16 protein-coding genes are annotated in these 14845 nt (G+C 34.7%); 10 read left to right on the top strand and 6 right to left on the bottom strand.

The genetic code is table 11. From position 1 onward, the window contains the following. Positions 1-311: 311 nt before the first annotated feature. The gene (locus R4Y45_RS06355) at positions 312-1160 is read left to right on the top strand and encodes a replication initiation protein (protein WP_339970341.1); all 849 of its coding nucleotides are present in this window, start codon (positions 312-314) and stop codon (positions 1158-1160) included. A 60-nt stretch (positions 1161-1220) separates the two neighbouring features. Here R4Y45_RS06355 and R4Y45_RS06350 read toward each other — a convergent pair whose 3' ends face one another. After that, entirely contained in the window at positions 1221-2099 is an 879-nt protein-coding gene (locus R4Y45_RS06350) for a hypothetical protein (protein ID WP_339970340.1), read from the bottom strand. Between the two features lie 253 nt (positions 2100-2352). Between R4Y45_RS06350 and R4Y45_RS06345 the strand changes: the two genes are divergently transcribed. From R4Y45_RS06345 to R4Y45_RS06325, 5 genes are all read left to right on the top strand, one after another. Beyond that, on the top strand, positions 2353-4167 hold the full coding sequence (locus tag R4Y45_RS06345) for an ABC transporter ATP-binding protein (RefSeq protein ID WP_339970339.1): 1815 nt from the start codon (positions 2353-2355) through the stop codon (positions 4165-4167). After that, positions 4154-6004, top strand: a complete 1851-nt coding sequence (locus tag R4Y45_RS06340) for an ABC transporter ATP-binding protein (protein ID WP_339970338.1) — start codon at positions 4154-4156, stop codon at positions 6002-6004. Before R4Y45_RS06345 ends, R4Y45_RS06340 begins: the two co-directional genes overlap by 14 nt. 89 nt (positions 6005-6093) lie before the next feature. Next, entirely contained in the window at positions 6094-7062 is a 969-nt protein-coding gene (locus R4Y45_RS06335) for a hypothetical protein (protein ID WP_339970337.1), read from the top strand. Positions 7063-7287: 225 nt separating this feature from the next. After that, positions 7288-8079 (top strand): ParA family protein, encoded by a 792-nt coding sequence (locus R4Y45_RS06330; RefSeq protein ID WP_339970336.1) that lies wholly within the window; start codon positions 7288-7290, stop codon positions 8077-8079. Continuing rightward, complete coding sequence (locus R4Y45_RS06325; protein ID WP_339970335.1) at positions 8079-8294, top strand: ribbon-helix-helix domain-containing protein; 216 nt, start codon at positions 8079-8081, stop codon at positions 8292-8294. Before R4Y45_RS06330 ends, R4Y45_RS06325 begins: the two co-directional genes overlap by 1 nt. Positions 8295-8405: 111 nt before the next feature. Here the strand turns inward: R4Y45_RS06325 and R4Y45_RS06320 are convergent, their stop codons facing one another. The 4 genes from R4Y45_RS06320 to R4Y45_RS06305 all read right to left on the bottom strand — a co-directional run bounded on the left by R4Y45_RS06320 (position 8406) and on the right by R4Y45_RS06305 (position 11240). Further along, the gene (locus R4Y45_RS06320; protein WP_339970334.1) at positions 8406-8942 is read right to left on the bottom strand and encodes a DUF5067 domain-containing protein; all 537 of its coding nucleotides are present in this window, start codon (positions 8940-8942) and stop codon (positions 8406-8408) included. A 90-nt stretch (positions 8943-9032) separates the two neighbouring features. Beyond that, entirely contained in the window at positions 9033-9512 is a 480-nt protein-coding gene (locus R4Y45_RS06315) for a hypothetical protein (protein WP_339970333.1), read from the bottom strand. A gap of 26 nt (positions 9513-9538) precedes the next feature. After that, entirely contained in the window at positions 9539-10417 is an 879-nt protein-coding gene (locus R4Y45_RS06310) for a replication initiator protein A (protein ID WP_339970332.1), read from the bottom strand. A 307-nt stretch (positions 10418-10724) separates the two neighbouring features. Further along, positions 10725-11240 carry a DUF5067 domain-containing protein gene (locus R4Y45_RS06305; RefSeq protein WP_339970331.1) on the bottom strand — a complete coding sequence of 172 codons (516 nt, stop codon included), beginning with the start codon at positions 11238-11240 and terminating at the stop codon, positions 10725-10727. Positions 11241-11427: 187 nt separating this feature from the next. Between R4Y45_RS06305 and R4Y45_RS06300 the strand changes: the two genes are divergently transcribed. Both R4Y45_RS06300 and R4Y45_RS06295 read left to right on the top strand, forming a co-directional pair. Then, the gene (locus R4Y45_RS06300) at positions 11428-12606 is read left to right on the top strand and encodes a restriction endonuclease subunit S (RefSeq protein WP_339970330.1); all 1179 of its coding nucleotides are present in this window, start codon (positions 11428-11430) and stop codon (positions 12604-12606) included. A gap of 99 nt (positions 12607-12705) precedes the next feature. Then, entirely contained in the window at positions 12706-12909 is a 204-nt protein-coding gene (locus tag R4Y45_RS06295) for a hypothetical protein (RefSeq protein WP_339970329.1), read from the top strand. A gap of 35 nt (positions 12910-12944) precedes the next feature. Here R4Y45_RS06295 and R4Y45_RS06290 read toward each other — a convergent pair whose 3' ends face one another. Further along, positions 12945-13502, bottom strand: coding sequence for a hypothetical protein (locus tag R4Y45_RS06290; RefSeq protein ID WP_339970328.1), 558 nt, complete (start codon positions 13500-13502; stop codon positions 12945-12947). 126 nt (positions 13503-13628) lie between these two features. On the opposite strand from R4Y45_RS06290, the gene R4Y45_RS06285 reads away from it, so the two are divergent. Both R4Y45_RS06285 and R4Y45_RS06280 read left to right on the top strand, forming a co-directional pair. Beyond that, on the top strand, positions 13629-14273 hold the full coding sequence (locus R4Y45_RS06285; protein WP_339970327.1) for a hypothetical protein: 645 nt from the start codon (positions 13629-13631) through the stop codon (positions 14271-14273). Positions 14274-14290: 17 nt separating this feature from the next. Next, positions 14291-14725 (top strand): GNAT family N-acetyltransferase, encoded by a 435-nt coding sequence (locus R4Y45_RS06280; RefSeq protein WP_339970326.1) that lies wholly within the window; start codon positions 14291-14293, stop codon positions 14723-14725. Positions 14726-14845: the final 120 nt, after the last annotated feature.

Raw genomic sequence — 14845 nt, 5'->3', positions numbered from 1 at the left:
AGACAAAACTTACATTAAGAACAGACAAAACTTACATCAAAAACAGACAAAACTTACATCAAAAGATTCTGGAAGCCTTGCTGGGCGTGGGCTGGCGACCCCCTAAAAAGAACTTAAAAAGAATTTAAAAAGAATATATAAAAGACCCCCCTCAAAAAAAGAGGTGATTTGATGTAAATTTTGTCTAAATTAACTCATTTTATTTGATGTAAATTTTGTCTAAAAAAATAATAATCTTTGATGTAAATATAATTGACTAATCCCATTAAAAGATTTATAGTATGGCTATAAGCAGTTTGGAGGAGAACGAGATGGCAAATAACGAGATAACGAAGTATAGTCCCAAGTTAAATACAATACCCCTTAAAAAGTTCACCGCAACTGAAATGAATTTGTTTTTTTCGATTATCTCAAAAATGCGAGATCGAAAAGACGAAACCGTTAGGTTTACGTTTAGCAAGTTAAAAGATTTAAGTGAATATAAACCTACAGCCAATAAACGTTTTGTAAATGACTTACGCAAAACTTACAAAAAAATCTTAGATTTAAAATTTATTGATCAAAATGCTAATGGCTTGGATGAAACCGTGTTCGTCTTATTTTCAAAATTCACGATTCGGGGAACGGCAGACGAGCCGTATGTGGATATCAAAATTTACGAAGAGGCCCTACCCCTACTGAACAATTTAGAGGAGTGGGTTAGGTACTCCTTACACGAGTTTAATAACATCAACAGCACTTATGCCAAAACAGCATTTCGACTACTCAAGCAGTATCGAACAACAGGGTTTGCTTATTTCAAAAAAGATGAATTTAGAGAGTTACTCGATATTCCAAAATCATACAGCAACGCTGAAGTAACACGTACTGTTTTAAAAACCATTCAAAAAAACTTAGACGAATTTTTTGATGATTTAACAATTACGCCAATTCACAAAAAAGGGCGTGGCAATCCAATTGCTGCATATCAATTTACATTCAAGCCTGAAGAACGTAAGCAAGATGATTTCAAATTTGTTGAATCTGCTGCTAAGCCATCAGCTAAGACTACTCATCAAGAAGTTGCAACTGATTGGTCTAAAAAAGAAGCTAGTCAACTAGATAGTGATAATCCTGATTTAAATAACATTTTAACTCAGATTGACGAAGTTCACGCTTAAGAAAACAGACAAAACTTACATTAAAAAAACATCACGTTTTATCGTGATGTTTTTTTGCGTTTAACCAAAGTAAGCTTTAATTACCGTTAACCCAGAAACTAGCACTAAAGCAACGATTGCTTTGGTATTAAGTTTTTCTTTGAGAATAAAACTAGAAAAGACGACGCCATAAAGTGAAGTGATATTCAGTAAAATCCAAGCTAAGCTAGAATGGCCTGATGTAGCAAAGGTGAAGCCAATTTGAGCAACAAGTGTCAAAATGGTACGTGTAAGGTAAATTAGGCCTTCTTTGAGGCTAGATTCCGTATTTTGCGATTTTAGGCCCCTGAGAGACGTTTTCTTAGTCAAGAGCATCAATAAGACGATTAGTAGTCTAAAAACGATTGTACAGTATGTAAAAGCTAATAAACGATCAGTCGTAACTGAATACCCACTTGTCAAAATAGGAGATAAAACAGATTGACTCACTAAAAGTGGCGTAATAATTGCAATACCTGACCAAATATTGCGATCATATTTAGTTATCATCAAAGTAAAGACAATAACTGTCGTCAAAATTGAAATGACATAACTTGACGCACTAAAACTTCCCGAACTAGCAAATAACGCAATGGGAATCAGTAAATCAGAAAACTTACTAGCCACCACCGATTCGGCTACAGTTAGTGATTTAAATAAATAACTATAGCCAATCGCAACAGCTTGTACTAACAACGCATATAGCATAATTTTATAGTCTAATAGCATCGACCAAACATCTTGTTTTAAAAAAATAATCGCCAAAAGAGTGGCTAAACCAAATGTATAAAAATTATTTTTGAAATTAACGATGGTGATATCTTGTTTTTTAACCCCCATTTGAAACCGATCAATCACACTGATTAACCCTCGACTGACAGATGATGCTAAAGCCATCAAACACAATAGTAACGCAGACATAAAAACCTCCAACAAAACGAACCTTATTATTTTTTTGTTTAATAAAGTTCGTTTTTTGTTTTATTTTATCATGTTTTAGTAGAGAATCAGTCGATATTAGACGAATAATCGAAATAATATTGACAGCAATAAGTTTAATCGATAACATTAAACGAAAATTAACAAAAAATTAAAAAGAGGGTGTTTGAAATGAAAATAGAAGTGAAGTTAGTCAAACATTAATCAGCTGAATCAGCAATTTAGAGGGGGGATTATGATGTTTAAAAATGAGTTATTTCAGAGCCTAGGTTGGTATCTGAAAAAAACTAACAAAGACTACCCAACGATTAAGTATTGGATACCTTTAGATATTCTTGTGAGTTTAATCTTACTAGGTGTTAATAGTGCTATTCCCGTATTTGTCGTTTGGGCTTTGCAGAGTCAATTTAATTTTAATGGGTATGCTAGTGCCATGTTTGGTATTTGTTTAGGACTGGGGTTATTATCTTGGTTCAAAGGGATTTATCAAACCTTTTTAGAATGGCAAAACCGATCATTTCGTGTACAAATTTTGGTGCGAGATGGATTAGGATTTTTGAAGTCAAACTATGAAGATTCAATTAATCCAACTATTCAATCTCAACGTGCAGCGAGTGGGGAACGTGGCTATATGAGTGACAATACAGGGATTGACTCACTATGGCCCGTAACAGTCAAAATGATGTCAGGCTTGGTTTCAATTATTGCCATTGCCATTACAACTTTTTTGATTTCGTGGTGGGTACCTTTAACAGTAGTTGTGGTCACCACTATTTCACTTGTGATTTTGATGTACTTGTATCGCTACCAAAAAAAATTAAAAGAACAACGATCAGCACTAATGCACGAACGTAATTACTACTCCAAACAAGCGTTTGATTTGGAAGCGGGTAAAGATATTAGATTGTACCATTTGCGAGGAAGTTATCACCAAAAAATTGATGAAAACCATCGTCGTTGGGCAATTTTAACCGAAAAAATGAGACGCTTGTTTTTCAAGTCGATGGCTTGGGTAAGTTTTTTGAATATCTTACAGCTAGCTATCGTGTATTTGCCGCTAGTTTTTCTAGTAACACAAGGACAACTGACACTGACAGTCTTTACGTTATTATTCACGTTATTAGGTAATTTGAATACCTTGACAAAAGATAGTTCACGTAATTTTTCACTATTAATTGACGCCAGTGCTGATATTGTCGAAGCTCGTAAGTATTTAGATTATGTCGATGATGTTTTGGATCAAGATGACCAAGTTGACTCAGACGAAGTGATTGAAGAGGTTCAAACCATTACGTTTGAACAGGTCAGCTATCACTATCCTAATAGTGAACAAGAGACAATTAAAGACGTTAGTTTTACTGTCAAAAAAGGTGAAGCCATCGCTTTGGTTGGGATGAACGGTGCAGGTAAGACGACCCTAGTTTCATTGCTAATGGGATTACTTAAGCCAACTTCGGGTAGGATTTTAGTCAATGACATTGCACAAAATCAGTTATCCATGAAGCAATATCAATCCTTTTTCTCACCCGTTTTTCAAGAAAATGCCGTAATGGCTGCCACCATACAGACAAATATTACATTAAATAATACGTCTGACTTGACGATTGATGACGTTTGTGAGCAATCTGAGCTAAAATCTGACGTTGAACGTTTGCCAAAGCATTTGCAGACTCATTTAACCCAGTACTTAGAGGATGATGGGATTAACTTATCAGGGGGACAAGCTCAAAAAGTAATGCTAGCTCGAGCCCTGTATAAAAACGGAGATGTTTTGATTTTGGATGAACCCACAGCTGCTCTTGATGCGATTGCTGAAAGTCATTTGTATCAAAGCTATCATCAACTGGTTCAGCACAAAATTAGCTTCTTTATTTCACACCGTCTGGCTTCAACGAAGTTCACAGACCGCATTATGTTCGTCAAACAGGGCCGGCTTGTTGACGAAGGCACACACGAGAAATTAATGCAGACAAACGCTGATTACCGTCACTTGTATAATGTCCAAAGTCAGTATTATCAAGAAGAGGAGGGTAACCATGGCTCAATCTAAAACTGTTAATGAATTTAAAAAAATGAGGTCCTACTTCACCTACGCTAACCAACTTTACCCGCATGTCATTTTGATTCAGTTTAGCTTATCAATTATCAATACCGTGCGTATCTTTTTGAATATTTTATTTATTGGGCAATTGATTAATTTATTGATTAACCCAAGTCAAGCATTTATGCCACCTGTATTATTCACCGGATTGTTTTTAGTTGCCTTGCTTGCAGTGAATATCACGGCTGATTATTTGCAAGCGAAGTCTTTTACAGGTATGCATTACTTGAACAAAAATGCGAATACAAATTTGGCTAATAAAATGCTTGATGTTGATTATTTAACTTTTACCGATTCAAAATTCCGAGATATTTATAGTTCAGTCAAAGCAGGATTTACTTATACCGGCTCATTTATGACCTTTGTTTCAGGTATCTTAGATGGACTGGTCTCATTTGCGACCACTTTAGTTTTAGCCGGTGGTTCTTTGATTTTTCTTTTCTCAACTAAGAGTCAAGATACTAGCGGATTTAGTCAATTTGCCAATTCAATTTGGTTTGTTGTTGTCGCAGTTATTTTAATTATTATACCGATTATTGCTTCATTTCCTTTGGGTAAAATTCAAAGTCGACTATTTGAGAAGTTCTATCAAATTAACGTCTCATTTAATCGAACACTTGAATATTACATGAGTATTGTTTTTCGAGACCCAGTTTATGGCAAAACGCTGCGACTATATGATCCAAAAGATAAAATGGTGCAGGGTGTGATTAAAGAAGTTGATGACCAATTTACGGAGAACTCAAAGATTCAAACGCAATCAGTAGCTATTGGAAACTTAGATACCGTGTTAACTTTCTTAGTTGTTGCTGGGTTTTATCTGTTAATCGCAATTAAAGGGCTAACTGGTGCCATTGCAATTGGGAGCGTTATTATTTACGTTGGCTATTTCCAACAGATTATTTCTTCACTTTCTAATTTGTTCTTGCAGTGGAATAATCGTCGTGCAGCATTTAAGACGATTGACCAATATATTGCTTTTATGAATTTTGATAATGAAAAAACTTCAGGTCGTGACCTAACAATCCCACAAGAGATTCAAACGATTGAATTTGAAAATGTTACTTATCAATATCCAGGTAGTGAAACTTACGCTATCAGAGACTTGAATTTAACGATTAAAGCTGGCGAAAGAGTCGCTGTTGTTGGAAGAAATGGTAGTGGAAAAACAACGTTGATTAAACTTTTGATTGGGTTAGCAAGTCCCACAACTGGTCGAATTTTAGTCAATGGCAAAGATATTACAGATTTTAACGTTGATGATTATCAAAATCTCTTCTCAGTTGTTTTTCAAGACTTTAAGCTGTCGGCGTTCTCAATTGTAGAAAATATTACAGCTAACAGTCCTTATGATAAAGACCGAATCAAAACCGCTTTAGAGCTTGCAGGGATTGATGAAAAAGTAGCTCAACTGCCTGATGGTATTCAAACCCCGATTACGCAAGAACTATCAAGTTCAGGTGTGAATTTTTCAGGTGGTGAATTACAGAAATTAGCGATTGCTCGAGCTTGGTATAAAAATGCCCCAGTGGTTATTTTAGATGAACCAACTAGTGCATTAGATCCGTTATCAGAAGCCGAAATGTATGAGCAGTTTGATAATTTAATTCAAGCCAAAACGGCTCTGTATGTGTCACATCGAATGAGTTCAACTCAATTCAGCTCACGTATTGTGGTTTTTGACCAAGGACGATTAGTTGAAGATGGCACCCACAAAACATTAATGGCTGAACAAGGTATTTATTGTAACCTGTTCTCAGAACAAGCTAAGTACTATCAAAAGTAACCACGATTAGTGGTTGCTTTTTTTTAGGGGTTTTGACTTCGGCTATTGATTGACTTGTGCTAAGATGACGGTAATTAGGGGGCATTCAAATGAATAAAAAACAAATTGGATTAGGGTTGGTCTGTGCAGTGGCTGTTAGTTTAATGACACAAACTCACAGCCCAGTTCAAGCAGCAACTGCACCTGATCACACAGCAACAGTTAACTATGTCACAGGTTATGGTATTACAACTTGGAAGAATGTTGGAACCACACCCGAACCCGTGGGCCATTATCTGGCAACAGGTTCACAGTGGTTAACTAACGATATTAACTCAGACATTTTTCCTATGGGGAATACCAGAGCGATGACCGTCATTTTACCGCCTTCAATTGTTTATGGCGGTTTAAATCAACCGGGCAAGCCTTTTTGGTATTTAGTTGGGAATAATGAGTATGCAAGTAGTAAGTATTATGACGTTGGTGGCGAAAATTCAGCGCAAGCGCTGAATGCCGTTGTTGTGGCTACACAAACAAGCCCATTATGGTCAGCTCCAAAAGATAGCAAGTTCAATCAAATTGGGACACCAATTACACAAACAGGAACGGTTGCTAGTGGTAGTCAGTGGCGAACTTTTGAACGACAAGTTGTTTCAGGGAAAACGTGGTATCAAGTCGGTCAAAATCAATGGTTAGAAGGCACCCATGCTCAGATTAAATCTGAAGATGCACGTGATGATAAGACCTTTAACGAGTTTGATTTTAGTATTTTATCCACGGATAGTATTCCTAATCAGTATCAGCAAGCCGTCAAAAGAGGGCAACAATTAACTGCATTAGGCTACTCAAAATTGGGTATGCTCAACACTATTAAGCAAGAATATGGGGCTGAATCTGCTGGTTTTATCGGTAACAATATAGATTGGGATTTCAACAAACAAGCACTAAGATATGCACAATATCTTAAAGAAAATGGTGCCTACACAGGACCAAAAGATGACAATTTCTATCGCACACAATTACAAGCTAGAGATTTCACAGCAGATGAAATTAATTATGCTTTAGTTCATCTGAAATAAAAATAATTTGAGGGTAGATTCTTATCGATTATCGCTAGTTTCACACCCTAATTCCTGATATAATCGAGATATTATTTCCGGGGATTTATAGTGGAAACTCTATAAAACTTCAAAGAGGTTGGTACAGTTGTATCAGCCTCTTTTTTTGAACTATAATATATTACAATATAATATTTTATAATCTAAAAAGCTATGATATGCTATATTATGTTATAGGAGGTTATTATGAAAATTATCAGCTTTGCTGCGGTTAAAGGCGGTGTTGGCAAGACCACATTGACTTTCAACTTTGCAGAATATTTAATTGGACAAGGTAAAAAAGTATTGTTGGTCGATAGTGACCACCAAGGAAGTTTGAGTCATATTTATGATGCACTGACTGAAAAAGATACTTTATATGATGTGTTCACAGGTCAAAATATTGCCCTTCATCAAGTTAATGAGCAATTGAGTATTTTACCTAGTTCACCTGAACTCGATCGACTTGAAGCAACTCTAGCTACTCGCAATAATCAAAACTTGTTATTTATGATGTGGCTACAAGATAATGTTGAGCAGATTCAAGACTTTGATTATATTTTGATTGATTGTCACCCTGACTTTATGACCATCACTAAGAATATGATTGCAGTGAGTCACTATGTGATTAGTCCGCTAGAACCAAGTGAATTTGGTTTTATGAACTTGGGGATTTTTAATGCACGTATGGAAGAATTGAAGCAAGAAACAATCGATATTCGTACACGTGAAAGCTACATTGATGCTAAAACACTTTATGTGCCGAACATGATTAAACATAATACTAAATCTTCTCGTGAGTTCTTAGATAGCGTGTCACAATTTGATAATGTGGCTACTGATTTATCTGTTCCTTATCGTGAAGTCTTTAATAAATCAACGCTTGAAAATAAATCAGTGTTTACTTTGCTTGAAGAACAAAATAATCAATCAGCTCACACATTACACAAACAATTAGATGATATCTTCAGTCATTTAACAGAAAGGATCTCGCAATAATGGCATTTGAAATTAACAAATTAGAACAAGATTCATTAAGACAAAAAATTAATAACCGTCACTTAAAACCTAAAAAAGAACGTAAACAATCATTTTCATTTACACTAACACCCTCATTAAAGGCTCGTTTAGATGAAAAATCAGAAGAAACAGGATTTGGTTCAAGTTCACGTTTACTTGAAAAAATCTTATCAGAACATATTGAGGAATATTAAAAAAAGATTCCCTCAGCTTTGCTTATGAGCTGAAGGAATCTTTTTATTTATCCTAATCTTCATCCTTACATTTTTGGGAAAAGAAAAAACCCACTAATATAGTGGGTTTGATTATTGAAGTGGTAAATATTGGGAACCAATGTCTTTGATAGCAAAGTTATGAGCGACTAACTTCAAGGGTTTTGAGTTATCTCGAATGACAAAAGCCACACTACCTTCGGCTGTTTGGCCAATTTCAACTCGATCTTCAGAATTATGAATACCTAAATATTCTACTGAAAGGGTATCAAGTCCTTGTTCGGACTTGTTGGCTTTGTCTTCTTGTGTACCAGCAAAAGCGGTTGAGAATAAGAACTCAGGTGTCATTGGACCTTCTTCAAAAGCTTTGTTCGTTGCTTTAAAGTTAATCAACATTAATGTAGCATCTTTGTACAATTCTCGGTTTTTGTCAGGTTTAATTATCTGATGTCCCGTAATTTCAACTGTTGCATAATTTGTTTGGGCAATCCCATTAGCAAATGATGTGTTTTTGCTAAGTTCTGTGGCTAGAACCTCTTTTCGTTGTGTATGGTGTGCATAACTATTTACCCCAAGTCTGAGCAACACTAAACCAACTGCTGCGATTAAAATCCAGTGTATTTTTTTCATCCAATAATCCTCCAACTATCTTAGTGTTGTGAGTATATCATAGTTGTGATGAATTAACAGACTTCATCCTAACATTTTTGGGAAAATAACCTAATCTAAAATCTGATTATTTTCTTGATGACTAATCCAAGTGGATAGCCCTGTGGTTTCTTTCATGAATTTAGAAAAAATACCCTGATGATCACCACTAATTAGTTCCTCATCAGCAAAGTACAATTCCCCGTTATACTCGCTGACTAAGCTATTATCAATCAAGTGATGATGTTCAATGTCAGTCTCATAATCTTTTAGAAGAAGTGTGGCATGGTGGGCATCATACTTGGCCAAAATAGTAATGCGTCGACTGTCAAAATTATCAAGATTAATGGCATGTAAATCAATTCGAGTGAGGTATGGTTCATACGTTGAACTATCGGCATATTTAATCCCATAAAAAGTAAAATCATCAACTGTTATATTGTCTTGTTCATCGGTTGACTTGCCAAAAAAAGCATAATTTAGCTCATTTTCCTGAATTAAAGTATTCGCAATCTGACATTTCTCGAGTAGTTTTTTGTATTCTGAATTCATCTGGTTGTTTTACCATCCTTGTTTAATTACGCCATCAAATAAGCGTTGGCTTGCTCTTCAAATAGATTGATTAGCGAACGCATCATATAAGCAGCTTTGTTTTTGGCGACACGGTGTGAGGTGATAATGATTTTTTTGATATCGGTTGCGAGTTTGGTTGTCATTAAAGAATTAGATTCAAATTGAAAGGCAGTTGTTGTTTGCCCAATTGCTCGTTCAGCATTTTTCTTTGCCACACTTTTGGCTTTAAAAATCAACCCCGCATACTGATATAACTTGTCGGAATTATTAAATGAGTAAGCTTTCAAGGTATTAACAAGTGATTTTGGTAGTCCAGTTTCAACTAAAGATTGTTCTAAAACCTCTAAAGCTTCTTCTTCAAAAGCCTGAGTAACTTGAGGTTGTGGGGTTTCTGTTATAGATTCGGATTGTTCACTAGCTTGTTCTTTTGGCTTAACTTTGTGTTCAATAATTTCTTCTAAAATTTCCCAGGTGTCAGTTGTATCATTTGTATGAGTCTGGTTAAGGTTAGTTTGATTAGAGTTTGTTTGGTAAACTTCTGTAGGTTTGTCATCTAAACTTACAGCTTCTTGAGTGGTCACGGTTTCAAAGTTAGGCAAGAATAATTTGGTTGCTTTGCTGTAAGTTCTTTTTTTGATGATGTAGCCGTATTTTTCCAAGTTCTTTAGAATCTTGATTGTCTTGTTACGTTTAGTTCCCAATGTTTCGATGAGTTCAACAATGGTGTAGATGACATAGTGAGCTTTGGCTTTGGCGTCAAAAAAGTCACTTCTCTTAACTGATGATTTCATTCGATCAGCTAGTAGCATGTAGCAAACTCTTTCATCATTGGTTAGTCTTTTGTCCTCGAGTAGTTGTTTATCAAACATAAAAAATTGATTCATTTTAAAAATCTCCTTAATTTTTTTTGATTTTTAAAATGAAGATGGTATAATTAACGTATAAATCAAAGAAATGTGTGTCAAACTTTTCTTTTGGGTTTTTAATTTTGATTGATGTTCATTATTTGTAATTATGATCCTCATTATCGTAATTATAATCTTCATTTTTAAAAATCTAATATCGTCGACCGTTCCTGCAAGAACGGTCGTTTTTTTATTCATAATTTAATTAAACATTAATTAAAAACTAAAGTCAAACATTTATCATAAGTAAACAAAAAAGACAGCTATAAGAGCTGTCTTTTTTGTGTTATTTAATCGGGAATTCTTGTTCGCCGAGTTTTTGATTAGTAAGTTTATCTTCAATCACTAGTTTTAATGGTGCAGTTTTATCATATAATTTGAAGGCAGTCATGTTTTGTGCACTGTGATTTTGTTCAATGGGAGCCAAAGGGTGACCAATTCTAATAGATTCTTCAACATCTTGTCCCTTAAGTGGCGTTGCATTACCTTGATAGGCAGTAAAAAGTAGACCCCAAATATCGATAGGAGTTAGTCCTTGGTCTGTCTTGTTCGTTGCTGTGTACCAAAACACCATGATTGGGGTAACACCTTCTTCATTACCTTTTTCCCCGGGATTAATGACTTTATGATCCGTGATTTCTACTCGCATTCGCTTAGTGTTGGCAACGTTATCTTGATAAGTTGCCTCATCATTTTTTGAAACAGCTGATTGAGAAGTGGTGTGGGGTGAATTGTTATTAGCAGAACACCCCGCTAGCAATAAAGCACCACTCAATGTTAATCCGGCTAAACTTTTCTTCATTAATTTTATCCTCCGTTCAAAAACTAAGCTTACTATAACAAGAATAAGGGTTAAAATCACAATTTATAAGGCATCTTATAAAAGAGTTAAAAGGCTAGGAGATTAAAATAATTCTGTCATAACTTGGTTAAGATGGTGTTAAACGATATAATAAACTTATCAAAGACAGTTATGGAGAGTTGATGGCATGAGTAATAAAACTCGAGTACCGAAGTTAAGATTTAAAGGATTTCAAGATGAGTGGGAAGAGAACAAATTAGAAAACATAGCTAACATAACTATGGGACAATCTCCACACTCTATAAATTATACAGATAATCCTGAGGACGAAATACTTGTTCAAGGAAACGCTGATTTAGATAATGGTGTAGTTAAACCTAGAATCTATACAACACAGGTAACTAAAGAATCTCAAAAAGGGGACATTATTTTGACGGTAAGAGCCCCTGTTGGTGAGGTTGCTATGAATAATTTTGATAGTGTTGTTTTAGGACGAGGTGTAGCTGGAATAAAAGGGAATAGTTATATATACACCTATCTTCAAAAATTATTTATCGAAGAGTATTGGTCAAAGATTAGTTCAGGCTCAACATTTCAAGCAGTCAACTCTAAAGACTTAAAAGTGCTGTCATTAGTACTTCCTTCTAGTGTAAAAGAACAAGAAAAAATAGGGAAGTTTTTTGCTACATTAGACAAACTAATTGAATTATATAATAGAAAATTAAAACTAGAGAACGTGTATAAAAATTACTATATAAATAAGGTTTTTAATAGTAATTTAAAAGACAACAAAGATTATCGGTTGGGGCAAGTTACCGATTCACGTGGCGGAACATCAATAGAAAAATATTTTTCAGATAATGGGCGTTACAAAGTGATATCCATTGGAAGTTATGGGGTAGATAATAAATATATTGACCAAGGAATTCGGGCATTAGACACCGATGTAACACGTTCCAAACTTCTTAATAAAAATGATTTTGCTATGATCTTAAATGATAAGACATCTGAAGCAAATATTTTAGGTAGGTCATTATTAATTAATCAAGATAATCTGTTTGTTATGAACCAAAGAACACAAGGAATTTCATTGAAAGATAATGTTGATATAGATATAAATTATTTTTATTTTTATTTAAATAATCCCTTTAGAAAAAAAGTGATAGCAATTGCGCAAGGAGCTACGCAGATATATGTAAATTATAGTGCTGTACAAAATCTGACTGTATCTCTTCCTCCCCTATATAAGCAAAAAAAAATAGGATGTCTATTTAGAATAATAGAACAAAAAATCAATCTATACGAACAAAAAATCGCTCAACTAAAACAACTCAAAAAAGCTTACCTACAAAAAATGTTCTGCTAAGACAGCAGAGCTTTTTTACTTCATAGAACCTTTACTATCACAATTTAACTATTCAATGTTAGACTATAACCAAGTTATCAAAAAACGGAGGAAAGTCTAATGAATAAGAAGTTAAGTTGTCCTGATTGTGGGAGTATGGAAGTTAAAGTTGGTCGTCAAACCTATTATGCACGATTAAGTAATTATCCCGTTAAACTGTTTAATCGTGATTCAGATATTGAGTATTACTTCTGTGCCAAATGTGGAACTATTATTAAACAAGTCGTGTTAAATCCTGAAAGATTTAATGATTATGAACAATAAAAAAGACCTGACTAATTAGTCGGGTCTTTTTTGATTTATTTTTGTAATTCGTGTAGTAAGTCATCTAGCTTGTAGTTTTGTACAAGTTGAGCTTCAACACTGGCATTACTTTTGATAATTGACTTGTATTTCAATTCATTGTTATAAACAAGGACTAAGTGAGCAAGTAGGCGGAAGATTTCTTGGTCTTCTTTTTTGTTCAACTTGGCATCTTCTTTATGTTTTTGACAGAACAAGGTAATTAAAGCTTCTAACTTGTTATGGTTAGCATAATGTTCTTGTTTAAAAGGGAGTGGATTGATTAAAGATTGTAATTTTAGCAAATCTTCTTGAGTAGGAGTTTGAACCGCTGCAAGTGTCATAGAAAGTTGATTTTGACCTTCTTTATTGCTGAATTGGTCTTTACTTAGGTAGTGGTAAACCAATAAAATCACAATTAAAGCTACAACAGCCACAAAGGCAATGACTAATGAAGTTGTCAAAGTGTCCCAAACCTTAGCCCAAGGAATGATAAAGACAATTCCAACCAAAATAGCCACCGTTAAAATACCCAGGCAAAAATACTTCACTTTTTCTGATTTAACAAAATCCATTTTAATTCCTCCAATTCTATGTATTAAGTTTAGTATACGCTAAATTTTAAAAAATGTGGATTAAAAAAGGTTGGGGATTTTCAAGAAAGTTAATCAAGTGTATATTAAAAATAAAGGAGGAGAATGATGTTTACAAACTTATCAATTCCACTAATTACAGGTGGATTTCCAGGATACTTACTCTACCGCTTTCTCAGTCAAAGAGGTTATTTATCACTTGATGGGAGTGAAGGGGACAAGCGAATTTTTGTTTTAGGATTTTCACTATTTCCCAGTTTAATAGGGTTATCCCTTTCTTTTGGCTTTGCTCATTGGTTCAATGAACCGCAACTGGCAGACTTTAACAATCCCGTCACTTTACTACTAACTTTTGTGATTTCAACACTGGCTTCAGCTTTGTTATACAAACCGCTAGCTTATCTCTTACGCAAATTATCACGTAAAGCGATTTTGCTAGACAAGGGTAGTGAAAACCCAACTTTTACGACTAAAGATGTTTTAGTTAGAGCTTATCGAGATTGTTTGGATGAAAATCCTGAACACGAACCTGAGATTTATGGCGTGATTTTTAACTTTAACCATGAATTTATCGCATCAGGCTATATTCAGGGGATTTCTTCAGTTAAAGAACATCGTGAGATTGCGTTTTCAAACCAAAGCCAAGCTTCAATGACTTTTGAAGAAGCATTAGAGCGGTTTAACCAAAACCCAACTCGTGATAAAATCGTGACGTCATATAGTGATCAAACGATTACATTTTTATTAGTTTAAGGAGTTTTTTTAAAGAAATGCAATTAAAAACAATTGATTATGGGTCAGACCGCTACCAAGAAACGCTTGATTTACGCAATCGGGTGATGAAGCAACCATTGAACTTAGATATTCGTGATGAAGATTTATCTGGTGAAGAAAGTGGTTATGTTGTTGGAGCGTTTGATGGGGAACAATTACTTGGTATGGGGAGTTTGTCTTATGTGAACGATACTTGTGCTAAAGTGGATTACTTGTGTGTTGATACTGAGATTCAAGCTTCAGGTGTCGGCAGTAATTTACTGATGGCAATGGAAACCGAAGCCAAGTATCAAAAAAGAGCTGAAGTCGTACTTGAAGCACGTGTTTCAGCTCAAAAATTCTACGAAAAAAAAGGCTACAAGCCTTTTGGTGACGTTTATTTATTAGATAACGCTCCAATCGAACATATCTGGATGATTAAAACACTCTAGAGATGTTTGAGTTTGCGATACATAACCCAACCACTAGCTAAACAAGCGATAGCACCAATTAAGCCAATAATTGTGAATAATGGAATATTTTGAATTAAAGCAGCAACGAAGATAAAGGCA

Origin of the sequence: Holzapfeliella saturejae, from assembly GCF_037546065.1 — a bacterium.
GTDB classification, from domain to species: Bacteria; Bacillota; Bacilli; order Lactobacillales; family Lactobacillaceae; genus Holzapfeliella; species Holzapfeliella saturejae.
This window is presented reverse-complemented; position numbering and strand designations above follow the sequence as displayed.